A 23,718-nucleotide genomic window follows, 5' to 3' on the forward strand; every position below is an offset into this window, starting at 1 on the left:
CACCCCCCACGACACCCCCCCCGTCCTCGAAAGCGGACAAATGGAGAGGTCCCCCCCGCACCCCCCTTGGGGGGGGGAGGGGGGGGGGGGGGGGCGGCCCCCCCCCCCGCCCCCCCCCCCCTTCGCCGTACCCGCCCCCTCGGGCCGGGGCCGCGCTACCTGCCGATCGAGCTCAGATCCTGCGCGTAGGTGCCCACCGCGTGGGCGATGACGGGGTGTCGTGCACGAAGGCGGCGGAGGCCGCGCGCCCCGGGGTGCCCGCGGCGCGGTTGCCGCCGTTGGCTTCGGCGATCTGCTGGAACCTCGCCGGGTGGCGGTAGGCCCCGCGGGCGGTGACCTCCTCGACGAGCCCGGCCCCGCGCCGGTCGCGGTGGTCGTGGCCGTCGGCCGACGCCGGACCGGCGGCGGTGGCGGATGTCCCGCACGGTGTTCTCCCCGAGGCGGGCGTTCCGATGTCTGGTACGCACTGTCCGGAAAGCGGACACGACAGAGCGGACGCTAACCGGCCTTGACCAGGCAAAACGGATGTCCGGGGGCCCTGCAACACGCCCGTCACGGACTCGCCACACCGGTTCACATCCCGGACACCGTCCGCAGCTCGGACAATGGATTGGACAATCCTCGTGGGGTCGAACGCATGATGGCCTCACGCGCGCCCGCGCCTACGTACCAAGAGGAGTCACCGTGAGGGTCGGAATCGTCGGAGCCACCGGACAGGTCGGCGGAGTCATGCGCGGCATCCTGGCCGAGCGCAAGTTCCCGGTGGACGAGCTGCGGCTGTTCGCCTCGGCCCGTTCGGCGGGCTCGACCCTGGAGTGGGAGGGCCGCGAGATCACCATCGAGGACGCCTCCACGGCCGACTACTCCGGCCTGGACATCGTGCTCTTCTCCGCCGGCGGCTCCACCTCCCGGGCCCTCGCCGAGAAGGTCGCCTCCCAGGGCGCCGTCGTGATCGACAACTCCTCCGCCTGGCGCGGCGACCCCGAGGTCCCCCTCGTCGTCTCCGAGGTCAACCCGCACGCGATCAAGAACCGCCCCAAGGGCATCATCGCGAACCCGAACTGCACCACGATGGCCGCGATGCCCGTGCTGCGCCCCCTGCACGACGAGGCCGGCCTGACCGCGCTGGTCGCCACCACCTACCAGGCCGTCTCCGGCTCGGGCCTGGCCGGCGTGGCCGAGCTCAAGGGCCAGGCCTGCGCGGTCTCCGAGGCCGCCGACCAGCTGACCTTCGACGGCGGCGCGGTGGACTTCCCGGAGCCCGCCGTCTACAAGCGCCCGATCGCCTACAACGTGGTCCCGCTCGCGGGCAACCTGGTCGACGACGGCTCCTTCGAGACCGACGAGGAGCAGAAGCTCCGCAACGAGTCCCGCAAGATCCTGGAGATCCCGGAGCTCAAGGTCTCCGGCACCTGCGTGCGCGTCCCCGTCTTCTCGGGTCACTCCCTGCAGGTCAACGCCCGCTTCACCCGCCCGCTGAGCGTCGAGCGCGCCTACGAGCTGCTGGCGGACGCCCCCGGCGTCGAGCTGTCCGAGATCCCGACCCCCCTCCAGGCGGCCGGCAAGGACGCCTCGTACGTGGGCCGCATCCGCGTCGACGAGACGGTGGACAACGGCATCGCGCTGTTCCTGTCGAACGACAACCTGCGCAAGGGCGCCGCGCTGAACGCCGTCCAGATCGCCGAGCTCGTGGCCGAGGAGCTGCGCCAGGGCTGATCCGGGCCCCGGGCGCGGGAGGGGCGGGTGCCGTACGGCGCCCGCCCCTCCCCCGTTTCACGGCCGCCGCACCTCGTAGAGGAAGCAGCCGTACTCCACCGCGCGGACGTGCACGAGGGCGACCTCCGGGTCGTCGAAGGCCTCGGCCAGCGCCTGCCGGACGACCGCGTCGGGTTCCTCGCCGAGGTCCAGTACGCGGCCGCCGAGGATCCGGCCGCCAGCGTCGTAGCGCCGGGCGACGCGCAGTGCCCCCGGCGTCCCGAACGGCAGGCCGCCTTCTCGCGGCGGACCCGCGCAGGGGGCGGCGTGCACGAACACCGGCCCCTGCTCGTCGTACGCCCCCGGATCCACGCCGGCCCCGGCCGCCCAGCGGCGCAGCGGCGCGTAGGAGACCAGGGCGATGCGCTCGCCCGCCCGGCTGCGGCGCAGGCAGCAGCGCAGCGGGGCCCCGCCCTCCGGGTCCTCGTACGGCAGGCAGGGCCGGCCCGCGTCGTCGCGCCGGCGCAGCTCGGCGAGGACGTCGGGGGTGAGGGGGCGGGGCAGGACGGCGGGAGGGGGTCCGGCGGCGCGGACCGTGGAGGAGGTCATGGCTGCGATCGTGCCCCGTCCGGTCCGACGGGGCTGGCGGGAATCGGACCTCGCGTTCGCCCGTGGATTAGTCCGGCGCGGCGACGCGGAGCGCGTGGAAGGATGGCGGGGCAACGTCACCATCAAAGGAGATGACCGCGTGCCTGGCACGAATCTCACCCGTGAAGAGGCTCAGCAGCGGGCGAAGCTGCTCACCGTCGACTCGTACGAGGTCGAACTGGATCTCAGCGGTGCGCAGGAGGGCGGCACCTTCCCGTCCGTGACCACCGTGCGCTTCGAGTCGGCCGAGGCCGGCGCCGAGACCTTCATCGACCTGGTCGCCCCGGCCGTGCACGAGGTCGTCCTGAACGGCGTGGCGCTGGACGCCGCCGCCGTCTTCCACGACTCGCGGATCGCCCTGTCCGGGCTCGCCGCCGGGGCCAACGAGCTCCGCGTGGTCGCCGACTGCGCCTACACCAACACCGGCGAGGGCCTGCACCGCTTCGTCGACCCGGTCGACCAGCAGGCCTACCTGTACACCCAGTTCGAGGTGCCGGACGCGCGGCGGGTCTTCGCCAGCTTCGAGCAGCCCGACCTGAAGGCGACGTTCCGTTTCACCGTGACGGCCCCGGAGGGCTGGACGGTCATCTCGAACTCCCCGACGCCGGAGCCGAAGGACCGGGTGTGGGCCTTCGAGCCGACCCCGCGGATCTCCTCGTACATCACCGCGCTGATCGTCGGCCCGTACCACGCCGTCCACAGCTCGTACGAGGGCAAGGACGGCCAGTCCGTCCCGCTCGGCATCTACTGCCGCCCCTCGCTCGCCGAGTTCCTCGACGCGGACGCGATCTTCGACGTGACCCGGCAGGGCTTCGACTGGTTCCAGGAGAAGTTCGCCTACGACTACCCCTTCGCCAAGTACGACCAGCTCTTCGTACCGGAGTTCAACGCGGGCGCGATGGAGAACGCCGGCGCGGTCACCATCCGCGACCAGTACGTCTTCCGCTCCAAGGTGACGGACGCGGCGTACGAGGTCCGCGCGGAGACGATCCTCCACGAGCTCGCGCACATGTGGTTCGGCGACCTGGTCACCATGGAGTGGTGGAACGACCTGTGGCTGAACGAGTCGTTCGCGACGTACACCTCCATCGCCTGCCAGGCGTACGCGGAGGGCTCGAAGTGGCCGCACGCCTGGACCACCTTCGCCAACTCCATGAAGACCTGGGCGTACCGCCAGGACCAGCTGCCGTCGACGCACCCGATCATGGCGGACATCCGTGACCTGGACGACGTCCTGGTCAACTTCGACGGGATCACGTACGCCAAGGGCGCCTCGGTCCTCAAGCAGCTCGTCGCCTACGTCGGCATGGACGCCTTCTTCAAGGGCGTGCAGGCCTACTTCAAGGCGCACGCGTTCGGCAACACCCGGCTGTCCGACCTGCTGGGCGCGCTGGAGGAGACCTCCGGCCGCGACCTGACCGCCTGGTCGAAGGCGTGGCTGGAGACGGCGGGCATCAACATCCTGCGCCCGGAGGTCGAGACGGACGAGAACGGCGTGATCACCGCCTTCGCCGTCCGCCAGGAGGCCCCGGCCCTGCCCGCGGGCGCCAAGGGCGAGCCGGTGCTGCGCCCGCACCGCATCGCGGTCGGCCTGTACGAGCTCCAGGACGGCAAGCTGGTCCGCACGGACCGCGTCGAGCTGGACATCGACGGCGAGCGGACGGCGGTGCCGGAGCTGGTGGGCCGCGCCCGTCCGGCCGTGGTGCTGCTCAACGACGACGACCTGTCCTACGCCAAGGTCCGCCTGGACGAGGTCTCGCTGGCCAACGTCACCGCGCACCTGGGCGACTTCACCGAGTCGCTGCCGCGCGCCCTGTGCTGGGCCTCCGCCTGGGACATGACCCGCGACGGCGAGCTCGCCGCCCGCGACTACCTGGCGCTGGTCCTGTCGGGCATCGGCAAGGAGTCCGACATCGGCGTCGTGCAGTCCCTGCACCGCCAGGTGAAGCTGGCCGTGGACCTGTACGCCGACCCGGCGTGGCGGGAGCGGGGCCTGGCCGCCTGGACCGAGGCCACGCGGGACCACCTGCGGACGGCCGAGGCGGGCAGCGACCACCAGCTGGCGTGGGCGCGGGCCTTCGCGGCGACGGCCCGCACCGAAGAGCAGCTCGCGTACCTGGCGGCGCTGCTGGACGGCTCCGAGACCGTCGAGGGCCTGGTCGTGGACACCGAGCTGCGGTGGGCGTTCCTGGAGCGCCTGGTCGCCACCGGTGTCGCGGACGAGCCGGCCATCGCGGCCGAGCTGGAGCGGGACGCGACGGCGGCGGGCGAGCGCCACGCGGCGACGGCCCGTGCGGCGCGGCCGACGGCGGCCGCCAAGGCGGAGACGTGGGCGTCGGTCATCGACTCCGCGGACCTGCCGAACGCGGTGCAGGAGGCCGTGATCGGCGGCTTCGTCCAGACCGACCAGCGGGAGCTGCTCGCGCCGTACGCGGCGAAGTACTTCGCCGTGGTCAAGGAGATCTGGGACACCCGGAGCCACGAGATCGCGCAGCAGATCGCGGTGGGTCTGTACCCGTCGCTGCAGGTCTCGCGGGAGACGCTCGACGCGACCGACGCGTGGCTGGCCTCGGCCGAGCCGAACGCGGGGCTGCGGCGGCTGGTGTCGGAGTCCCGGGCGGGGGTCGAGCGCGCCCTGAAGGCCCAGGCCGCCGACGCGGCCGCCGCCACCCAGGGCTGACACCCCCGGGCTGACGCCCCCGGCCCCGCCCGCCCCTCCGGGGGCCGGGCGGGGCCGTTCCGCGTCCGGAGCTGCGCCGCGGTGCGGGTCCCGGGCCGGGTGCGGGTCCCGGGCCGGGTGCGGGTGGGTGGCCGCTGCGCGGGGCTGTCCCCTACCCGCCCTTCCACCGTTCCCCGGGCTCCGCCCGGACCCTTCGGGGGCTCCGCCCCCGGACCCCGCGCCTCAAACGCCGGGGCTGGATTTCCGCCCCGCCGGGATTGCCCGCCCGGTGGGTGCCCGGCCCGGGTACGGGCCGCGCCCGGGTCCTTCAGCCGCACCGGCGCCTGAGGCGGGAACGGTGGAAGGGCGGGTAGGGGACGGGCCCCGCGCAGCGGCGACGCCCGCGGTCAGGCGGCCGTGGTCTGGAGGGCCGTCAGGACGCGGGCCAGGGCGGGGGCCGATTCCGAGCCCCGCCGCAGGGCGGCGATCACGTGCCGCGTGGGCCGGTCCTGGTACAGGATCCGCACCGCGACCCCCTCCGCCCGCCCCGACACCATCCGCGGTACGAGCGCGACCCCCATCCCCGCCTCCACCATCGCCAGGATCGCCGTCCACCCGGACGCCGAGTGCGCCTGCTCCGGTACGAACCCCGCCGCCTCGCACGCGCTGCGGGTGATCTCCGACCAGGGTCCGCTGCCCCCGTAGATCCACCGCTCCCCGGCCAGGTCGGCCAGCCGCAGGCCCCGCGCCGAGGCCAGCGGATGGCCGGGCGGCAGCGCGACGTCCAGGGGGTCCTCCAGCAGGGTGACCCGGGTGAAGCGGGGGTCGCCGGCGCCCGGGGCGTGGGCCGCGAGGGACAGCGCCAGGTCGACAACCCCGGCGGAGAGGAGTTCGTAGGACTCGGCGGCCTCGGTCTCCCGGATCCGGACCTCGATCCCGGGGTGGCTGCGCCGCAGGGCCGCGACGGCGGGGACGACGAGCACCGGAACGGCGGTCGAGAAGGCGCCGATCCGTACCTCCCCGGCCTCCCCGGCGAGGTACCCGGTGAGTTCGGCGTCGGCCCGCTCCAGCTGGGCGAAGACGTCCTCGGTGTGACGCAGCACCAGGTGGGCGGCGTCGGTGAGCCGGACCCGGCGCCCCTGGGCCTCCAGCAGCGGGACCCCCAGCTGCCGGGCGAGGTTGGTCAGCTGCTGCGAAACGGCCGAGGGCGTCATGTGCAGCGCCTCGGCCGTCGCGGTGACGGTCCCCCGGTGGGCCAGGGTCCGCAGGATCCGCAGCTTCTTGATGTCCCACTCGATCACGCCCCCGAACCTACCTCCGGGTGACACTCGCCAGCCCGACTCCGCCGAGGATCAGCACCATGCTGAGCAGTTCGGCCGGGCCGGTGCGCTCGCCGAGGAGCAGGAGGCCCAGGCCCGCCACGCAGACCGGCTGGAGGTAGTAGACGACTCCCGCGCGGGCGGCGCCGATGATCGAGATGGCCTTGTTCCAGGCGAAGAAGGCGACGGCGGAGGAGAACACGCCGACGTAGAGCAGCGGTCCGACCGTCCCGGCGGTGGCCTCGAAGCCGCCCTGCACGTGGAGGGAGACGGCGTAGGCGGGGGCGAGCATCAGCGCGCCGAGCACGAAGGTGGTGATCAGGAAGGCGAGGCCGCCGATCTCGGCGGGCTTGCGCTTCAGGAGCGCGCTGTAGGTGGCGAAGGAGAGTGCGGCGGCGAACATCCACAGGTCGCCGGCGGTGAAGTCGAAGCCGAGCGAGCCATCTCCGACGAGGAGCAGGACCCCGAAGGCCGCGAGCAGCATCCCGAAGGTCCGCCGGATGCCGAGCCGTTCGCCGCCGAGGCGGGCGTAGAGGGCCATGACGACCGGCGAAGCAGCCATGATCATGCCCATGTTGGAGGCGGAGGTGGTCAGTCCGGCCTGGTGGACGAGGGTGTTGTAGAGGGTGACGCCGAAGAGGGTGGCGAGGCTGACGTAGCCGAGGTGCTTGCGGATCAGGGCCCGCTGCTGCCAGGCCTGCCGGGCCGCGAAGGGGGCGACCGCGAGGGCGGCGATGATCCAGCGCCAGAAGACGGCCTGGACGGGCGGGACGGAACCGGCCATGCCCCGGGTGGCCACGAAACTGCCGGACCAGACGACCGTCGCGAGCAGGGCGAGGAGGACGCCGACCCCGGCGGCCCCCTTCTTCCCGCCTCCGCCGTCGGACTGCTGCTGTTCCTGCGAAACGGTTCGGGCGCGGTCCGTGACGGCCACCTGGGTGTCTCCCCCTCGGTTCTGGAGCTGGTCTGGATGTGCCCTACCGTCGCATCTCCGCATTACTCAGGTCCATCGAAACATTTCGATCGGTTGCTTCAGGAGAACTGAACGGTTCCTTTGGTGCCGCGGCCGCGGGGGCCGGGGAGGTGCGGTCGGCGCGGCCCGGGAGCTGGCCGAAGACGGTGGCTCCGAAGGCGACCGCCATGCCCACCAGCTGGATCGGGGTCAGCGCCTGGCCCAGCGCGGCCCAGCCGATGACGGCGGCGGTGAGCGGGGAGAGCGGGCCGAGCAGGGTGACGGAGGTGGCGGAGAGCTTGCCGATGCCGCGGAACCAGAGGACGTAGGCGGCTCCGGTGTTGATCAGCATCATGTAGCCGTAGCCGAGGAAGGCCTTGCCGTCGAGGGCGGGCGGGGCCCCTTCGACGAGGGCGGCGATGGGGATGATGACGAGTCCGCCCGCGGTGAGCTGCCAGCCGGTCACGGCCAGCGGGCCGACGCCCTCGGGGCGCCCCCAGCGCTTGGTCATCACGGTGCCGGCTCCCATGGAGGCGGAGGAGACGATGCCGGCGATGACGCCGATGAGGTCGAGCTCAGCCTCCGCGGTCAGCACCACCATGCTCACGCCGAACGCGGCGACCACGGCGGCGAGCACGTTGCGCAGCCTGGCCCGTTCCCCCAGGAGGAGGGCCGCGAGGCCCACGACGAACAGCGGGCCCGCGGCGCCCAGTACGGCGGCGACGCCGCCGGGCAGCCGGTAGGCGGCGAGGAAGAGGAGGGGGAAGAAGGCCCCGATGTTCAGGGTGCCGAGGACGGCGGACTTCCACCACCAGGCGCCCTTGGGGAGGGTCCTGGAGAGGGCTATCAGCAGGAGTCCGGCCGGCAGGGCCCGCATCGCCCCGGTGAAGAGCGGCCGGTCGGGCGGCAGTAGCTCGCTGGCGACGACGTACGTGGAGCCCCAGGAGATGGGGGCCAGCGCGGTCAGTGCGATGGTGGCGACGCGGTTCACGGCGACTCCTCGGCGGCGGCGACCGGGAGCCCGCTGCCCCCAACTAGATCGCTCGTAAGTAGCTTACTACTAAGCTAGTTTTCCGCAAGCTACTTCCTTGCGAACGAGGAAGCGGAACTTGGATACTTCGGACATGAACCAGGCCATCAGGGAAGAAACCAGCAAGGACGCCGTCGACGCGATCACCGCACAGTGGTTCGCGGTACGACCGGACCTGGACACCGCCCCCATGAGCGTCTTCGGCCGGATCTACCGGATCGCCAGAGCCATGGGCGACGCGATGGAGCGGGTCTACAACCGCTACGGGATCTCCACCGGGGAGTTCGACGTCGTCGCCACGCTGCGGCGCTCCGGGGCCCCGTACACGCTCTCGCCCCGCCAGCTGTCGGCCACGCTCATGCTCACCACCGGCGGCATGACCGGGCGCCTGGACAAGCTGGAGAAGGCCGGACTGCTCACGCGCAGCCCGGACCCGCACGACCGCCGCGGCCTCCAGGTCACCATCACCGAGCGCGGACTCGCGCTCATCGACGAGGCGGTCGGGGCCGGCCTGGAGACGCAGGCCGCCGCCCTCAAGGGCTTCGGCGCCGAGGAGGTCGAGGTCCTGACGGGACTGCTCCGCAAGCTGCTGGCCGACGTCCCGCAGCACTAGGCCGTCCCTTGCGGGCAGCCGCGGACACGACGGGGCGCCGGAGGTCCGCCCGCGCCGGGCCGGAGCCGGGCGGATGGACCTCCGGCGCCCCGGAAGTCTTCGGGAGTGGCGCCGCCCCGTCGGGCCGGCCCACGTCCGTTCTGGTGTTACTGCTGCTTGCGCGACTTGTCGGTGACCATCACGAGACCCGCGATGACCAGGAACAGCACGATCGGCAGGGCCACGTAGAGGCCGATCGTCTCGCCAATGCTCAGGCCCGGACCCGGGTCGTCGCCGTCGTCGCGGGTGAGCGCGAGGGCGGGAGACGTCATCAGCAGCATCATCAGCGTCGATCCGGCCGTGACGGCGCCGGCGCGCAGAGCGTTCTTCTTGTCCACGGTGCCAAAGTAGCGAACACCCGAAGCGGGCGCGCGCCCGGGGGTGCCGTACGGGTTCACGCCCCCTTCCGCACCGCGCTCAGCAGGGCGTTCGCCCGGGGCGAGGCCGTGAGTGCCTCCAGGGTCAGCGGGCGGCCCGCCTCGTCCGCGACCGGCAGCCGCCAGTTGGGGTACTGGTCCCAGGTGCCCGGCAGGTTCTGCGGCCGCCGGTCCCCCACCGCGTCCGGCAGCCACACGCCGACCAGCCGGGCGGGCGTGCGCAGCAGGAAGGCGTACAGGGCCTGCACGGCGGCCTCTTCGCCCTTGGTCTCCAGCCCGAGCCCGTCCAGTACCCGCAGCCACTGCGCGGTGTCGGCGGCGTCCTCGGCCCGCTCCCGCTCCGGCGGGCGGGTCAGCAGGCCGAGCCGGTCGCGCAGTTCGACGTGCGCCCCGGCCAGTTTCGCCGCGCTGGGCGGCAGGTCGTGGGTGGTGGCGGTGGCCAGGCAGTCCTCCCGCCAGGCCCCGGGCGGCAGCGGATCGCCGTCGCCGGACCAGTCCCGCTCGAACCACAGCACGGAGGTGCCCAGGATCCCGCGCCGGGCCAGCGCGCGGCGCACCCGCGGCTCCACCGTCCCGAGGTCCTCCCCGACCACCGGCGCCCCGGCCCGATGGGCCTCCAGCACCAGGACGGCCAGCATCGCCTCGCCGTCGTAGGAGACGTACGTGCCGTCGGCGGGCGGGGCACCCTCGGGGATCCACCAGAGCCGGAACAGGCCCATGACGTGGTCGACGCGCACCGCGCCCGCGTAGCGGAACACACCGCGCAGCAGGTCGCGGAAGGGCGCGTACGCGGACTCCTCCAGGGCGTCGGGGCGCCAGGGCGGCAGCCCCCAGTCCTGGCCCCGCGCGTTGAAGGCGTCCGGCGGGGCGCCCACCGAGACGTGCCGGGCGTGGAAGGGCCCGGTCCGGGCGTCGGAGCCCTCGGGGTGCACTCCCACCGCGAGGTCGTGCACGATCCCGACCGCCATCCCGGCCTCCCGGGCGGCCCGCTGGGCGGCCGTGAGCTGCTCGTCCGTCAGCCACACCAGCCAGGCGTGGAAGTCGGCGCGCTCCGCCGGATCCTCCCCCGCGGCCGCCGCGCACCAGGCGGCGTGCCGCTCCAGCAGGGTGCCCTGCCCGGCGCGGAACTCCTCGTAGGCGGCCTGCCGTACGGGGGAACGCGGTACGGCGTACAGCAGTTCCAGGGCGGCGCGCTTGAGGTCCCAGACGGCGTCCCGGTCGATCAGGGCGCCCTTCTCCAGCACCTCCCGGCGCAGCCGCCCGCCCCGGGAGGCCAGTTCGTCGAGGGCGGCCCGCTCCGGGCAGTGCGCGTACTCGGGGACGTCCTCGACCCGCAGGTACACCGGGTCGGGGAAGCGGCGCGAGGCCGGCCGGTACGGGGAGGGGTCGCTCGGCGTGCCCGGAACGGCCGCGTGCACCGGGTTGACCTGGACGAACCCGGCGCCGTGGGTGCGGGCCGCCCAGCGGGCCAGCTCCGCCAGGTCCCCGAGGTCGCCCATGCCCCAGGAGCGCTCCGAGAGCAGCGAGTACAGCTGGACCAGGAGCCCGTGGGCCCGGCCGGGGGTGGCCGGCGCCCGGTCCGGGGCCACGATCAGGGTGGCCTCCGCGGTGCGCCCGTCGGGGGCCTGCGCGGTGAGCCGGTGGACCCCGAGGGGCAGCTGCGCGTCCCAGTCCCGCCGCGCCGCCCCGTCCTCGGGGGCCACCCGCAGCCGGGTCCCGGGCGGCAGCGCGGCCAGGACGGCCGGGACGGCCTCCCCGCGCCACTGCACGACCGTGGCCGGCAGCAGCCGCGCGGCCCGCTCCCGTTCGGCGGAGTCGGCCAGGCCCCGGACGTCCCCGGCGGTGTCGACCGGTACCCCGATCAGCCCGAGGACGGCCCGGACCGTGGCCTCGGGGACGTCGACGGTGACGTCCTCGGCGGGCTGGTAGCGGGTGGCGACGCCGTGCAGGGCCGCGAGCCGGGCGAGGTCGTCCATGGAGCTCCCTTGTCGTGGGGTGGGGCGGCCCGCCCGGTGCCCTAGAGGCCCGCGGCGGACGGTGCGGGGGTGGTCGGCTCGCTCGTGAGCGGGGCCTCCTCCAGCAGCGGGGGTTCGCTGGTCAGCGGCGCGTACGCGGAGCCGGCCAGCGGGGGCTCGCTGGTGAGGGGGCCCTGCGCCGGCCCGGACGGGGCGGGCAGGTGGGCGAGCGGGGCGTGGGCGCGGTCGGTGGTTCGGGCGGCGGTGGTGCGGGCGGCGGTTCGGGCGGCGGTTCGGGCGTTCATGGGAGCACTCCTTCGTGCGGGTCCGTCGGACGCGCCCATGCAACACCCCCGGTGAACACCGCAGCCATACCCAGTCGGAGGCATCGCATTCCTGGCGGATCCAGGTCAGATCACCCGCCCCGATTGACACTTCAGCCGCACGGGTGGTGGGCTCTGGCTCGTTCGTACGGGCGGGGGACGACTCGGGACGGGGAGGCTCCGTGCAGCTCAGGGGCAGGAAGCGGAGCACCGCGGCGGCGGTCGCCGTCATCGGGAGCCTGCTGGGCGGGGCGGTCGCCGCGACCCCGCAGGGCATCACCGCCACGCCGAAGACCTCCGGTACGCCGCGTTCCGACGGCGGCTCGGCCGCCGCTTCCGCCGCGGTCCCCGTACCGTTGCTCGACCCGGGCTCCGATCCGCCGCGAACCGCCGCCGAGGGGCCCGCCGTGTGGCCCCGGCCGCAGTCGGCGGTCGCCGATCCGGGACGGGAGCTGCCGGTGGGGGCGGAGGCCGTGCTGGTCGCGCCGCACGACGTGGACCCGTACGCCGCCGAGGTGGTGCGCACCGCCCTGCGCGGGGCGGGCGTACGGACCCTGCACGAGCGGACCCCCGGGGCCGCGCTGCCCGAACGGGCCCTCGTCGTACGGCTCCAGGGGCCCGACGCCGAGGCCGCGCTGCGCTCCCTCGGTGCGGCCGCCGCCGGCGACCTGCCCGACGGCGGGTACCGGCTGGCGGTGGGCCGCACCGGCGGCCGGGACACGGTCGCGCTGGCCGGGGTGGGCGAGGACGGGCTGTTCCACGCCGCGCAGACGCTGCGTCAACTGCTGGCGGCCGGGCCCGGGAAGGTGCCCGGGATGCTGGTGCGCGACTGGCCGATCGCCCCCGTGCGCGGGGTCACCGAGGGGTTCTACGGGCAGCCCTGGTCGCGGGAGCAGCGGCTCGCCCAGATCGACTTCCTGGGCCGCACCAAGCAGAACCGCCTGCTGCTGGCCCCCGGCGACGACCCGTACCGCACGACGGGCTGGCGCGACCCCTACCCGCCGGAGCGGCAGGAGGAGTTCCGGGCCCTGGCGGAACGGGCCCGCGCCAACCGGGTCGTCCTCGGCTGGGCGGTGTCCCCGGGGCAGTCCATGTGCCTGGCCTCGGCGGACGAGCGGGCGGCGCTGCTGCGCAAGGTGGACGCCATGTGGGAGCTGGGTTTCCGGTCCTTCCAGCTGCAGTTCCAGGACGTCAGCTACACGGAGTGGGGCTGCCGGGCCGACCGGGTCCGCTACGGCACGGGTCCCGCGGCGGCGGCGAAGGCGCACGCGGAGGTCGCGGGCGAACTGGCGGCGCACCTGGCCGCCCGGCACCCGGGGGCCGCACCGCTGTCGCTGCTGCCGACCGAGTACTTCCAGGACGGCGCCACCACCTACCGGACGGCGCTGGCCGGCGCGCTGGACCCCCGGGTGGAGGTGGCCTGGACGGGCGTGGGCGTGGTGCCGCGCACCATCACGGGCAAGGAGCTGGCCGGAGCCCGGTCCGCGCTCGGGCACCCGCTGGTCACCATGGACAACTACCCGGTCAACGACTGGGACCCGGGCCGCATCTTCCTCGGCCCCTACGCGGGCCGCGACCCGGCGGTGGCCGGAGGCTCGGCCGGGGTGCTGGCCAACGCCATGGAACAGGGCACGCTGTCGCGGATCCCGCTGTTCACGGCGGCGGACTACGCCTGGAACCCGCGCGGCTACCGGGCCGGGGAATCCTGGGCCGCGGCCGTGCGCGAACTGGCGGGCCCCGACCGGCGCACCCGCGAGGCGCTGGCCGCCCTGGCCGGCAACACCGCCTCCTCGGGGCTCAAGCTGGAGGAGTCCGCGTACCTGAAGCCGCTGGTGGAGGAGTTCTGGCGGGCCCGCGCCACCGGTGACCCCAAGGCGGGCGAGCGGCTGCGGGCGGCCTTCACCGTGCTGCGGGAGGCCCCGGCCCGGCTGCCCTCGTACGCCGCCGAGGCGGGCCCCTGGCTGGAGCGGCTCTCGCGCTACGGGGCCGCGGGCGAGCTGGCCGTGGACCTGCTGCGGGCCGAGGCCCGCGGCGACGGCGCCGCCGCCTGGCAGGCCTCTCGGGAACTGGACGCGGCACGGCGGGCCCTGGCCGAGAAGGGCGGGGCCCGGGTGGACACCTCCGTGCTGGACCCCTTCCTGAAGAGGGCGGCCGAGGAGTCCGACGGCTGGACGGGCGCGGCCCGCCGGGAGGGCACCGTGGAGCACGCGCCCGGCTCCTGGACGGTCCGGCTGGACTCCGCGCGCCCGCTGTCCGCGGTCACCGTCATGACGGACCCGCCGGCCGCCGACGCGCGGGGCGCGGTGGTGGAGGTGCGGGTGCCGGGCGAGGGCTGGCGCCGGATCGGCGAGGCGACCGTCTCCGGGTGGACCCAGGCCGACGCGGCCGGGGTGCGCGCCGACGCCGTGCGGCTGTCGTGGACGGGCGCCGACCCGGTGGTCCACGCGGTGGTGCCGTGGTTCGCGGACGGGCCGCGGGTCGCTCTGGACCTGGCCGACGGGGCGCCGGCCGACGTGGAGATCGGCGGCGGCCCGCGCACGGTGACCGCGCAGTTGTCGGCGCTGGGACCGGGCGAGGTGCGCGGCCCGTTCACGGCGGCCCCGCCGGCCGGGGTGGCCGTCCGGGTGCCGGGGGACGTGGTGGTGCCGCGCGGCACGCGGGTGTCCGTCCCGCTGGAGGTGACGGTGCCGGCGGGCACCCCGGCCGGGACCTACGCCGTCCCGGTCGCCTTCGCCGGGGAGACGCGCACCCTGACCGTGCGGGCCGTGCCGCGCACCGGTGGCCCGGACCTGCTGCGCGGCGCGCGGGCGTCCTCCTCGGCGGACGAGGACCCGCGCTTCCCGGCGTCGGCGGCGGTGGACGGTTCGGACGCCACCCGGTGGTCCTCGCCGGCGGTGGACGGCGCCTGGTGGCGGGCGGAACTGGCGGCCCCGGCCCGGATCGGGCTGCTGCGCCTGCACTGGCAGGAGGCGTACCCCTCCGCCTACCGGGTCGAGACGTCCGCCGACGGGGTGAGCTGGCGCCCGGCCGTCGCGGTGACCTCGCGGGGCGGTGTGGACACCGTCCGGCTGGACGCTCCGGACACCCGGTTCGTCCGTGTCACCTGCGACCGCCGGGCTACCCGTTTCGGCTGCAGCCTCTGGTCGGCCTCGGCCTTCTCGGTGGTCCCGTAGCCGGGTCCGCGCCCCTATGACGCGGCGACCCCGATGCGCTCCAGCGCGTCGTCCGCCCCGTACGGCTGGAGGTACGGCATCCAGCGGGGATCCCTGTGGCCCGTTCCGATGATCCGCCAGGCCAGGCCGGACGGCGGGGCGGGCTGGTGGCGCAGCCGCCAGCCGAGCTCCAGCAGGTGCCGGTCGGCCTTGACGTGGTTGCAGCGGCGGCACGCGGCGACGACGTTGTCCCAGGCGTGCTGGCCGCCCCGGCTGCGCGGGATGACGTGGTCGACGCTGGTGGCGACGGCCCCGCAGTACATGCAGCGGCCACCGTCGCGGGCGAAGAGCGCGCGGCGGGTGAGTGGAACGGGCCCCCGGTAGGGGACCCGCACGAAGCGCTTGAGCCGGACCACGCTGGGAGCGGGGACGGCTCTCGTCGCGCTGTGCAGAAAGGCGCCCGATTCTTCCAGGGAGACCGCTTTGTTCTCCAGGACGAGGACGAGCGCGCGGCGGAGCGGTACGACGCCGAGGGGCTCGTACGACGCGTTGAGGACCAGGACGTGCGGCACGGACTGCCTCCTTGTACGCCGGCGGCGCGTGGCTCGCGCCGGGACGATCTGCTCTCCAGTCTCCCCTTACGGCTGGTCGAAGCGCCACCACGCGCCCGTAACGGGTCCGAGGTGTTTTCGACCACACCCCCTGTCATCCCCCGGCGCGTCGGGGCTCTCCCTCGAACACGACAACGGCGTCGGGCCCGTGCCCCGTTAGTGTGGTTGGTCTGTCCCGCACCCACGTCCCGCGGGCAGACCGCTATGCCTGGAGGTTCCCCGCCGTGCCCTCGCCCGCCACCCTGCTCCCGTTGGCAGCGAACACCACCGACGACGCCGCCGAGAGCGTGACCAACGCCGCGAGCTTCATCGAGGAGAACTGGGCCACCTGGCTGAGCATCGGCCTGCGCATCCTGCTGATCGTCGTGATAGCGGCGCTGCTGCGTTCGGTGGTCCGCAAGGCCCTGACCAAGCTCATAAGCAGGATGAACACCAGCGCCGAGGCCGTCGAGGGCACCGCGCTGGGCGGGCTGCTGGTCAATGCCGAGCGGCGGCGCCAGCGGTCCGAGGCGATCGGTTCGGTGCTGCGGTCGGTGGCCTCGTTCCTGATCCTCGGCACGGCGGCGCTGATGGTGCTGGCCGCCCTGAAGATCGACCTGGCCCCGCTGCTGGCGAGTGCCGGTGTGGCGGGTGTCGCGATCGGTTTCGGCGCCCGCAACCTGGTGACGGACTTCCTCTCCGGCGTGTTCATGATCATGGAGGACCAGTACGGCGTCGGCGACAAGATCGACGCCGGGGTGGCCTCCGGCGAGGTGATCGAGGTCGGACTGCGCGTGACGAAGCTGCGCGGCGACAACGGTGAGATCTGGTACGTCCGCAACGGCGAGATCAAGCGGATCGGCAACCTCAGCCAGGGCTGGGCCACCGCCGGCGTGGCCGTGCAGGTCAAGCCGACGGAGAACCTCGCGCACATCCGCCGGGTGGTCCAGGGTGTCGCGGACTCGCTGGCGAAGGAGTCCCCGTGGGACGAGCGCCTGTGGGGGCCGGTGGAGGTGCTGGGCCTGGACGAGGTGCTGCTGGCCTCGATGACGGTGAAGGTGTCGGCGAAGACCATGCCGGGCCAGCAGTTCGCCGTGGAGCGCGAGCTGCGCTGGCGGATCAAGGAGGCGTTCGACGCCGCGGGCATCCGGATCATCGGCGGTCTGCCGGACTCCTCCGAGCCGGAGGAGAGCCCGGACCCGGCCGCCTCCGTCGCCCCGCCGTCGGCGCTGGCCAACCCCTCCTCCCCGCAGTCCATGGCCACCAACCCGATCCCGGCGCCGGCCTCGCCCGGCAACCCCCGGATCTCCAAGTAGCCCTTCACGCACCTCACGTACCTCACGCCCCTCACCCTCCACCCGCTGCCCCGCCGGTCACCACCGGCGGGGCAGCGGCGTCCGCACACCCGGTTCGGCACACCCCCCGCACCACCCCGGCACCGCCCCGAGACCGCCCCCGGCACCGCCATTGACACGGCTCAGACGCCAATAGGAAACTTACCTAACAGTTCACCTCGGTGAGGGAGACCCAGCCCCATGCCCGCCGCCACGCCCGGAACCCCCAGCCTGCTGCGCGCCATGAACGACCGCGCCGCCCTGGAGCTGCTGCTGACCCACGGCCCGCTCTCCCGGACCCGGATCGGGCACCTGACCGGCCTCTCCAAGCCCACCGCCTCGCAGTTGCTCGCCCGTCTGGAGGCCGCCGGGCTGGTCGTGGCCACGGGCACCGACGGCGGCCGCCCCGGGCCGAACGCCCAGCTCTACACCCTCAACGCCCGCGCGGCGCACGTCGGCGGGCTCGACGTGACCCCCGAGGGGGTGGTCGCGGCCGTCGCCGATCTGAGCGGCACCGTCGTCGGCTGCTTCGAGCTGCCCTACGCCGAGGGCGCCGAAGCCGTCGCACAGGTCACCGCGGCCCTCGACGGAGCCGTCGCGGCCGCCGGACTCCACCGCGAGGACCTGCACCGCCTCGTCATCGCCACCCCGGGCGCCTTCGACCCGCAGACCGGCCGGCTGCGCTACGCCAGCCACCTCCCCGGCTGGCACTCCCCCACCCTGCTCGACGAACTGGCCGCGGCCCTGCCCATGCCGGTCGAGTACGAGAACGACGTGAACCTCGCCGCCGTCGCCGAGCAGCGCCTCGGCGCGGCCCGCGGCCACGAGGACTTCGTCCTGCTCTGGAACGAGGAGGGCCTCGGCGCCGCCCTGGTGCTCGGCGGCCGGCTGCACCGCGGCTGGACCGGCGGCGCCGGCGAGGTCGGCTTCCTGCCCGTCCCCGGACACCCCCTGGTCCGGCAGGTCACCCGGGTCAACTCCGGCGGCTACCAGGAGCTGGCCGGCGCCCAGGTGCTGCCCCGCCTCGCCCGCGAACACGGCGTCCCGGTCCCCGACGCGCCCGGCGCGGCGACCGGGACCGGCCCCGCCGCGCCGGGACCCCAGGTGGCCGCCGCGGTGGCCCTGCTGCGGCGGGCCGCCGCCGAACCCGAGGGACCCCACCTGGACTTCCTGCGGTCCTACGCGACCGTCCTCGCCACCGGACTCGCCTCGCTGGTCGCCGTCCTCGACCCGGAGCTCGTGGTCCTGTCCGGGGCCGCGATCAGCGCGGGCGGCGACCCCCTGCGCACCCTCCTGCAGGACGAGCTCGCCGAACTCGCCCCCTCCCGGCCCCGGCTGGTCGCCGGGGAGGTGCGCGAACGGCCCGTCCTGCGCGGCGCGCTGGAGAGCGCCCTGGCCGCCACCCGTGAGGAAGTCTTCGACACCTCCCGCTGACCCCGCACCCGCCTCCCGCACCCGCCCCCGCACCCCCTCACCGGCAATCCCACCGGAAGTTCCTCCCCCAGAGAGCGAGCACCCCCATGCCCAGAACCGGACGACGCCTGACCACCGCGGCCACCGCCCTGGCCGCCCTCTGCGTACTCGCCACCTCCTGTACGGGACAGAGCACCGGCACCGCCTCCGACGACCCGAAGGCGGACGTCACCCTGAAGTTCTGGCACGGCTGGGCCGCGCCCTCCGAGGTGAAGGCGATAGAGGAGAACATCGCCCGCTTCGAGAAGGCGCACCCGAACATCAAGGTCGAGGTCACCGGCGACATGACCGACGACAAGATCAACCAGGCGCTGCGCGCGGGCGGGGACAAGGCCCCCGACGTGGTCTCCTCCTTCAGCACCGACAGCGTCGGCAAGTTCTGCAACTCCGGCGCCTTCGCCGACCTGAACCCCTTCCTCGCCAAGTCCGGCGTCGACAAGGCGAAGGTCTTCCCCAAGATCCTGCTGGAGTACACCCAGTTCAAGGGCAACCAGTGCACGCTCCCGCTGCTGCACGACGCCTACGGCCTCGTCTACAACAAGACCGCCTTCGCGGACGCGGGAATCACCGCCCCCCCGGTGACCTGGAGCCAGTTCGCCGAGGACGCCCGGAAGCTGACCAAGCCCAACGGGGACTCCTACGACCAGCTCGGCGTGATGCCCACCTTCCACGGCTACGAGACCACCCCGATGCGCCTGGCCGCGCAGTGGAGCCCCACCTACTTCGCCGCCGACGGCAGCTCCAACCTCGCGAAGGACCCGGCCTTCGCGAAGATGCTGACCGCCCAGAAGGACCTGATCGCCGAGCTCGGCGGCTACGAGAAGCTGGAGAGGTTCCGCGCCGGCTTCGGTAACGAGTGGAGCACCGAACACCCCTTCAACAAGGGTCAGGTGGCCATGCAGATCGACGGCGAATGGCGCGCCGCCATGGCCCGGGAGGCCGGGGTCGGCTTCGAGATCGGCACCGCCCCGCTGCCCGTACCGGACGACCAGGTGGGCGACTACGGCAAGGGCTACCTCTCCGGCACGATCATGGGCATCTCCTCGGCGAGCCGCAAGCAGAACGCCGCCTGGGAGCTGGTGAAGTACATGACCACCGACACCGCGGCCGTCGTCGCCTTCGCCAACTCCATCCACAACGTGCCCTCCACGCTGGCCGCGCTGGAGTCCCCGGACCTCAAAATGACCCCCGAGCTGAAGACCTTCATCGACATCGCCCGGAACTCGAAGTCGAACACCACCCCGGCCCAGCCGGACGGCGGCACCTACCAGCTGACCCTCCAGGACTTCGCGTACCGGTTCGAGAAGGGCGACGTGACCGACCTCCAGGCCGGTCTCGCCGCCACCGACCGGCAGATCGACACCGACATCGCGAAGGCGAAGTAGCCCGGTGGCCCCGTACACCCCGCGGGCCAAGCGGCGCCGGGCGGCCCTGCGGACCGCCGCGTTCATGTCGCCCTGGCTGATCGGCTTCACCGTCTTCTTCGCCTACCCGCTGCTGTCGACCGCGTACTTCTCCTTCACCCGCTACGACGGCTTCCGCCCGCCCGTCTTCAACGGCCTGGCCAACTGGAGCTACGTCTTCACCGACTATCCGCTCTTCTGGCCGGCCATGCGCAACACGCTCTGGCTGGTGGTCGTCATGGTGAGCTGCCGGGTCGTCTTCGGCCTCGGCGTCGGCCTGCTCATCACGAAGATCAAGACCGGGGCGGGGATCTTCCGCACCCTGTTCTACCTGCCCTACCTGGCCCCGCCGGTGGCCGCGACCCTCGCCTTCGTCTTCCTCCTCAACCCCGGCACCGGTCCCGTCAACACCCTGCTCGACGGCATGGGGCTGCCCACGCCCGGCTGGTTCACCGACGCCGCCTGGTCCAAGCCCGCGCTCACCGCCCTCGCGCTGTGGGGGGTCGGCGACCTGATGGTGATCTTCATGGCCGCGCTGCTCGACGTACCGAAGGAGCAGTACGAGGCAGCCGAGCTCGACGGGGCCGGCGCCTGGGCCCGCTTCCGGCACATCACCCTGCCGAACATCTCCCCGATCGTCCTGTTCGCCGTGGTCACCGGGGTCATCCAGGCCATGCAGTACTACACGCAGCCGCTGGTCGCCGGAAAGGTGGCCGCCGGGGTCATCGGCGGCTCGGGCCAGCAGTTCGAACCGGGCTACCCCGACAAGTCCACCCTGACCCTGCCCCAGCTCGTCTACAACGTCGGCTTCCAGCGTTTCGACTACGGAGCCGCCTGCGTCGTCGCCCTGGTGCTGTTCGCCCTCTCCATGGCCTTCACCGCGCTCCTGATGCGCCGCCGTGGCGGACTGATCGGAGCCGGTGACTGAGATGACCCTGACCGAGAAGGCCCCCCGCACCCGGCTGCCCGCCGAGCAGCCGGCGCCGCCGGCCCGGCCGCACACCCGCGGGGCCGTCCTGCGGTGGATCGCCGTCCACGCCCTCGGGGTGGCCGCCGCCCTGTTCTTCGTCCTCCCCTTCGTCTTCCTCTTCCTCACCTCCCTGATGGGCGACCACCAGACACTCACCCGCGACCTGTGGCCCAGCACCTGGGAGTGGGGCAACTACGCCAAGGTCTGGAACACCCCCGGGTTCCTCACCTGGTGGCGCAACACCCTCCTGTACGCGGGCCTCGGCACCCTGCTCACCGTGGTCTCCTCGCTGCCCGTCGCCTACGCCCTCGCCAAGTTCCGCTTCCGCGGCCGGCGGCTCGCGCTGATGCTCGTGATCGCCATGATGATGCTGCCGCCGCAGGTGGTCGTCATCCCCATGTACCTCTTCTGGGCCAGGCAGCTCGACCTCTCCGGCACCCTGTGGCCGCTGATCGTCCCGATGGCCTTCGGCGACGCCTTCTCCATCTTCCTGCTCCGCCAGTTCCTGCTCACCATCCCCGACGAATACCTCGACGCCGCCCGGGTCGACGGCTGCGGCGAGCTGCGCACCCTGCTGCGCGTGGTGCTGCCCATGGCCAAGCCGGGCATCGCCGCCGTCGCGCTGTTCCAGTTCTTCTACGCCTGGAACGACTACTTCGGCCCGCAGATCTACGCCTCCGACAACCCGGCCGCCTGGACCCTCAGCTACGGCCTGGAGTCCTTCAAGGGCGCGCACCAGACCAACTGGAACCTCACCATGGCGGCGACCGTGCTCGTCATGGCCCCGGTGATCGTCCTCTTCTTCTTCGCCCAGAAGGCGTTCGTCGAAGGCGTCACCCTGACCGGAGTGAAAGGCTAGGCCCGATGAAACTCGCAGTGGTGGGCGGCGGTTCCACCTACACGCCCGAACTGATCGACGGCTTCGCGCGCATGCGCGACACCCTGCCGGTCACCGAACTGGTGCTCATCGACCCCGCCACCGAACGACTGGAGCTGATCGGCGGCCTGGCCCGGCGGATCCTCGCCCGCCAGGGCCACCCGGGCGTCGTCACCACCACCCGCGACCTCGACGCCGGGGTGGCCGGGGCCGACGCGGTCCTGCTGCAACTGCGCGTCGGCGGGCAGGCCGCCCGGCTCCGGGACGAGACCTGGCCGCTGGAGTGCGGCTGCGTCGGCCAGGAGACCACCGGCGCGGGCGGCCTGGCCAAGGCCCTGCGCACCGTCCCCGTGGTGCTGGACATCGCCGAACGGGTCCGCCGGAGGGCCCCCGACGCCTGGATCATCGACTTCACCAACCCCGTCGGGATCGTCACCCGGGCCCTGCTCGGGGCCGGCCACAAGGCGGTCGGACTGTGCAACGTCGCCATCGGTCTCCAGCGGAAGTTCGCCGCGCTGCTGGACGTGGCCCCCGCCGAGGTCCACCTCGACCACGTCGGGCTCAACCACCTCACCTGGGAGACGGGGGTGCGCCTCGGCGGCCCCGACGGCACCGACGTGCTGCCCCGGCTGCTGGGCGCGCACGGCGACGCCGTCGCCGCCGACCTGCGCCTGCCGCGCGCCCTCCTGGACCGGCTCGGCGTCGTGCCCTCGTACTACCTGCGCTACTTCTACGCCCACGACGAGGTGGTCCGGGAACTCGGCGAGAAGCCCTCCCGGGCCGCCGAGGTCGCCGCGATGGAGAAGGAGCTCCTCGCCCTGTACGGGGACCCCGCGCTCGACGAGAAGCCCGCGCTGCTGGCCAAGCGGGGCGGCGCGTTCTACTCGGAGGCCGCCGTGGACCTGGCCGCGGCCCTGCTGGGCGACGGCGGCCCGTCCGTGCAGGTGGTCAACACCCGCAACGACGGCACCCTGCCCTTCCTGCCCGACGACGCCGTCATCGAGGTCCAGGCCCGCGTCGACGGCTCCGGTCCCGCGCCGCTGCCCGTGCCCCGTCTGGACCCCCTGTTCGCCGGACTGACCGCGCACGTGAGCGCGTACGAGGACCTCGCGCTCGACGCGGCGCTGCGCGGCGGACGCGAACGGGTCTTCAAGGCGCTCCTCGCGCATCCGCTGGTCGGGCAGTACGACCTCGCCGAGGGGCTGACCGACCGGCTGCTCGCACACAACAAGGAGCACCTGCCATGGGCGTGACCGGCGCGACCGGCCCCTCCACGGCCGTCCTCGCCATCGACGCGGGCAACAGCAAGACCGACGTGGCCCTGATCGGCGCCGACGGCACCGTCCTGGGCACCGGGCGCTCGGGGGGCTTCCAGCCTCCCCGGGTCGGGATCGGGGCGGCCGTGGACGTGCTCGCCCACGCCGTCGCGGAGGCCGCCGCGGCCGCCGGGCTGCGGCCCGGCGCGCCCTGCGCCGGCCTCGTCTCGGCCTGCCTGGCCAACGCCGACCTCCCGGTGGAGGAACGGCAGCTCACCGCCGCGGTCGGCGCGCGGGGCTGGGGCACGCGGACCGAGGTGCGCAACGACACCTTCGCGATCCTGCGGGCGGGACTGTCCGGCGCGGACCTGCCGCGCGGGGTCGCGGTGGTGTGCGGGGCGGGGATCAACTGCGTCGGGATGCTGCCCGACGGCCGGACCGCCCGCTTCCCCGCCCTCGGGGTGATCTCCGGCGACTGGGGCGGCGGGGGCGGCCTGGCGGAGGACGCCATGTGGTGGGCCGCGCGGGCCGAGGACGGACGCGGCGGCCCCACCGGCCTCGCGGAGGCCCTGCCCGCGCACTTCGGGCTGGCCTCGATGGCCGCGCTGATCGAGGCCCTCCACCTGGGCACGGTGGCCCGCGGGCGCATGCACGAACTGGTACCGGTCCTGTTCGCGGTGGCCGCCGGGGGCGACCCGGTGGCCTCGGCGATCGTGGAACGGCAGGCCGGCGAGGTGGTGGCGCTGGCCGTGGTGGCGCTGGAGCGGCTGGGTCTGCTGCGGGAGGACGCGCCGGTGCTGCTGGGCGGCAGCGTCCTCGCGGCCCGGCACCCGCAGCTCAACGACCGGATCGGGGAACTCCTCGCCGCCCGGGCCCCGCTGGCCCGGCTCTCGGTGGTGACGGCCCCGCCGGTCCTGGGCGCCGCCCTCCTCGGCCTGGACGCCGTGGGCGCCCCGCCGGAGGCCCACGCGAAGCTCCGTGCCCACTTCGGGTGAACCTTCGGGTGAACCCGCCTGGCGGGCGGGCGAGTCGGGAACCGAAGCGCGTGGCCCG

General features: G+C 73.9%; 19 protein-coding genes. 11 read left to right on the forward strand and 8 right to left on the reverse strand.

The annotated features are described in order from the left end of the window. Positions 1 to 684: 684 nt before the first annotated feature. A complete protein-coding gene (locus ACZ5D2_RS12635) occupies positions 685 to 1,716 on the forward strand; it encodes an aspartate-semialdehyde dehydrogenase (RefSeq protein ID WP_371678515.1) in 1,032 nt (343 codons plus the stop codon). 57 nt (positions 1,717 to 1,773) lie between these two features. On the opposite strand, the gene ACZ5D2_RS12640 is transcribed toward ACZ5D2_RS12635, so the two are convergent. Further along, positions 1,774 to 2,304 (reverse strand): DUF1203 domain-containing protein, encoded by a 531-nt coding sequence (locus ACZ5D2_RS12640; RefSeq protein WP_371678514.1) that lies wholly within the window; start codon positions 2,302 to 2,304, stop codon positions 1,774 to 1,776. 139 nt (positions 2,305 to 2,443) lie between these two features. Between ACZ5D2_RS12640 and pepN the strand changes: the two genes are divergently transcribed. Next, the gene (gene pepN / locus ACZ5D2_RS12645; RefSeq protein ID WP_371678513.1) at positions 2,444 to 5,023 is read left to right on the forward strand and encodes an aminopeptidase N; all 2,580 of its coding nucleotides are present in this window, start codon (positions 2,444 to 2,446) and stop codon (positions 5,021 to 5,023) included. A 386-nt stretch (positions 5,024 to 5,409) separates the two neighbouring features. Here the strand turns inward: pepN and ACZ5D2_RS12650 are convergent, their stop codons facing one another. The 3 genes from ACZ5D2_RS12650 to ACZ5D2_RS12660 are packed head-to-tail and all read right to left on the reverse strand — an operon-like array spanning position 5,410 to position 8,264. Next, on the reverse strand, positions 5,410 to 6,303 hold the full coding sequence (locus ACZ5D2_RS12650) for a LysR family transcriptional regulator (RefSeq protein ID WP_468928918.1): 894 nt from the start codon (positions 6,301 to 6,303) through the stop codon (positions 5,410 to 5,412). Positions 6,304 to 6,313: 10 nt separating this feature from the next. Then, complete coding sequence (locus ACZ5D2_RS12655; RefSeq protein WP_371678510.1) at positions 6,314 to 7,255, reverse strand: DMT family transporter; 942 nt, start codon at positions 7,253 to 7,255, stop codon at positions 6,314 to 6,316. Positions 7,256 to 7,298: 43 nt separating this feature from the next. Continuing rightward, entirely contained in the window at positions 7,299 to 8,264 is a 966-nt protein-coding gene (locus tag ACZ5D2_RS12660) for an EamA family transporter (protein WP_371678509.1), read from the reverse strand. 133 nt (positions 8,265 to 8,397) lie between these two features. Between ACZ5D2_RS12660 and ACZ5D2_RS12665 the strand changes: the two genes are divergently transcribed. After that, on the forward strand, positions 8,398 to 8,916 hold the full coding sequence (locus ACZ5D2_RS12665) for a MarR family winged helix-turn-helix transcriptional regulator (RefSeq protein ID WP_371678508.1): 519 nt from the start codon (positions 8,398 to 8,400) through the stop codon (positions 8,914 to 8,916). Between the two features lie 146 nt (positions 8,917 to 9,062). On the opposite strand, the gene ACZ5D2_RS12670 is transcribed toward ACZ5D2_RS12665, so the two are convergent. The 3 genes from ACZ5D2_RS12670 to ACZ5D2_RS12680 are packed head-to-tail and all read right to left on the reverse strand — an operon-like array spanning position 9,063 to position 11,592. Continuing rightward, positions 9,063 to 9,293: a hypothetical protein gene (locus ACZ5D2_RS12670; protein ID WP_030229592.1), complete on the reverse strand. Its 231-nt coding sequence runs from the start codon at positions 9,291 to 9,293 to the stop codon at positions 9,063 to 9,065. Between the two features lie 56 nt (positions 9,294 to 9,349). Further along, entirely contained in the window at positions 9,350 to 11,308 is a 1,959-nt protein-coding gene (locus ACZ5D2_RS12675; protein ID WP_371678507.1) for a 4-alpha-glucanotransferase, read from the reverse strand. A gap of 41 nt (positions 11,309 to 11,349) precedes the next feature. Continuing rightward, positions 11,350 to 11,592 (reverse strand): hypothetical protein, encoded by a 243-nt coding sequence (locus ACZ5D2_RS12680; protein WP_468928922.1) that lies wholly within the window; start codon positions 11,590 to 11,592, stop codon positions 11,350 to 11,352. A 200-nt stretch (positions 11,593 to 11,792) separates the two neighbouring features. Here ACZ5D2_RS12680 and ACZ5D2_RS12685 point away from each other — a divergent pair, with 200 nt between their 5' ends. Continuing rightward, complete coding sequence (locus ACZ5D2_RS12685) at positions 11,793 to 14,783, forward strand: beta-N-acetylglucosaminidase domain-containing protein (protein ID WP_468928924.1); 2,991 nt, start codon at positions 11,793 to 11,795, stop codon at positions 14,781 to 14,783. Positions 14,784 to 14,797: 14 nt separating this feature from the next. On the opposite strand, the gene ACZ5D2_RS12690 is transcribed toward ACZ5D2_RS12685, so the two are convergent. Next, positions 14,798 to 15,334, reverse strand: coding sequence for an HNH endonuclease (locus ACZ5D2_RS12690; RefSeq protein ID WP_371678504.1), 537 nt, complete (start codon positions 15,332 to 15,334; stop codon positions 14,798 to 14,800). A 263-nt stretch (positions 15,335 to 15,597) separates the two neighbouring features. Here ACZ5D2_RS12690 and ACZ5D2_RS12695 point away from each other — a divergent pair, with 263 nt between their 5' ends. The 7 genes from ACZ5D2_RS12695 (at position 15,598) to ACZ5D2_RS12725 (ending at position 23,660) form a co-directional block, all read left to right on the forward strand. After that, positions 15,598 to 16,668, forward strand: coding sequence for a mechanosensitive ion channel family protein (locus ACZ5D2_RS12695; RefSeq protein WP_371678503.1), 1,071 nt, complete (start codon positions 15,598 to 15,600; stop codon positions 16,666 to 16,668). A 219-nt stretch (positions 16,669 to 16,887) separates the two neighbouring features. Continuing rightward, positions 16,888 to 18,120, forward strand: coding sequence for an ROK family transcriptional regulator (locus ACZ5D2_RS12700; RefSeq protein ID WP_371678502.1), 1,233 nt, complete (start codon positions 16,888 to 16,890; stop codon positions 18,118 to 18,120). An 86-nt stretch (positions 18,121 to 18,206) separates the two neighbouring features. Next, positions 18,207 to 19,544 (forward strand): ABC transporter substrate-binding protein, encoded by a 1,338-nt coding sequence (locus ACZ5D2_RS12705; protein WP_371678500.1) that lies wholly within the window; start codon positions 18,207 to 18,209, stop codon positions 19,542 to 19,544. A 64-nt stretch (positions 19,545 to 19,608) separates the two neighbouring features. Continuing rightward, on the forward strand, positions 19,609 to 20,490 hold the full coding sequence (locus ACZ5D2_RS12710; protein WP_371681269.1) for a carbohydrate ABC transporter permease: 882 nt from the start codon (positions 19,609 to 19,611) through the stop codon (positions 20,488 to 20,490). A gap of 1 nt (position 20,491) precedes the next feature. Further along, positions 20,492 to 21,391 carry a carbohydrate ABC transporter permease gene (locus ACZ5D2_RS12715; RefSeq protein WP_371681268.1) on the forward strand — a complete coding sequence of 300 codons (900 nt, stop codon included), beginning with the start codon at positions 20,492 to 20,494 and terminating at the stop codon, positions 21,389 to 21,391. 5 nt (positions 21,392 to 21,396) lie between these two features. Beyond that, positions 21,397 to 22,662: a 6-phospho-beta-glucosidase gene (locus ACZ5D2_RS12720; RefSeq protein ID WP_371678499.1), complete on the forward strand. Its 1,266-nt coding sequence runs from the start codon at positions 21,397 to 21,399 to the stop codon at positions 22,660 to 22,662. Next, positions 22,653 to 23,660, forward strand: a complete 1,008-nt coding sequence (locus ACZ5D2_RS12725) for an N-acetylglucosamine kinase (RefSeq protein ID WP_371678498.1) — start codon at positions 22,653 to 22,655, stop codon at positions 23,658 to 23,660. The genes ACZ5D2_RS12720 and ACZ5D2_RS12725 overlap by 10 nt, the downstream gene beginning before the upstream one ends. The last annotated feature ends 58 nt before the right edge of the window (positions 23,661 to 23,718 follow it).

The organism is Streptomyces sp. NPDC031479 (genome assembly GCF_055581065.1).

Excerpts from the sequence above, each read along its gene's own strand:
- ACZ5D2_RS12640 (WP_371678514.1), bottom strand. The coding sequence starts at position 2,304 with ATGACCTCCTCCACGGTCCGCGCCGCCGGACCCCCTCCCGCCGTCCTG.
- ACZ5D2_RS12665 (WP_371678508.1), top strand. The coding sequence starts at position 8,398 with ATGAACCAGGCCATCAGGGAAGAAACCAGCAAGGACGCCGTCGACGCG.
- ACZ5D2_RS12675 (WP_371678507.1), bottom strand. The coding sequence starts at position 11,308 with ATGGACGACCTCGCCCGGCTCGCGGCCCTGCACGGCGTCGCCACCCGC.
- ACZ5D2_RS12680 (WP_468928922.1), bottom strand. The coding sequence starts at position 11,592 with ATGAACGCCCGAACCGCCGCCCGAACCGCCGCCCGCACCACCGCCGCC.
- ACZ5D2_RS12700 (WP_371678502.1), top strand. The coding sequence starts at position 16,888 with ATGCCCGCCGCCACGCCCGGAACCCCCAGCCTGCTGCGCGCCATGAAC.
- ACZ5D2_RS12705 (WP_371678500.1), top strand. The coding sequence starts at position 18,207 with ATGCCCAGAACCGGACGACGCCTGACCACCGCGGCCACCGCCCTGGCC.
- ACZ5D2_RS12710 (WP_371681269.1), top strand. The coding sequence starts at position 19,609 with ATGTCGCCCTGGCTGATCGGCTTCACCGTCTTCTTCGCCTACCCGCTG.
- ACZ5D2_RS12715 (WP_371681268.1), top strand. The coding sequence starts at position 20,492 with ATGACCCTGACCGAGAAGGCCCCCCGCACCCGGCTGCCCGCCGAGCAG.
- ACZ5D2_RS12720 (WP_371678499.1), top strand. The coding sequence starts at position 21,397 with ATGAAACTCGCAGTGGTGGGCGGCGGTTCCACCTACACGCCCGAACTG.
- ACZ5D2_RS12725 (WP_371678498.1), top strand. The coding sequence starts at position 22,653 with ATGGGCGTGACCGGCGCGACCGGCCCCTCCACGGCCGTCCTCGCCATC.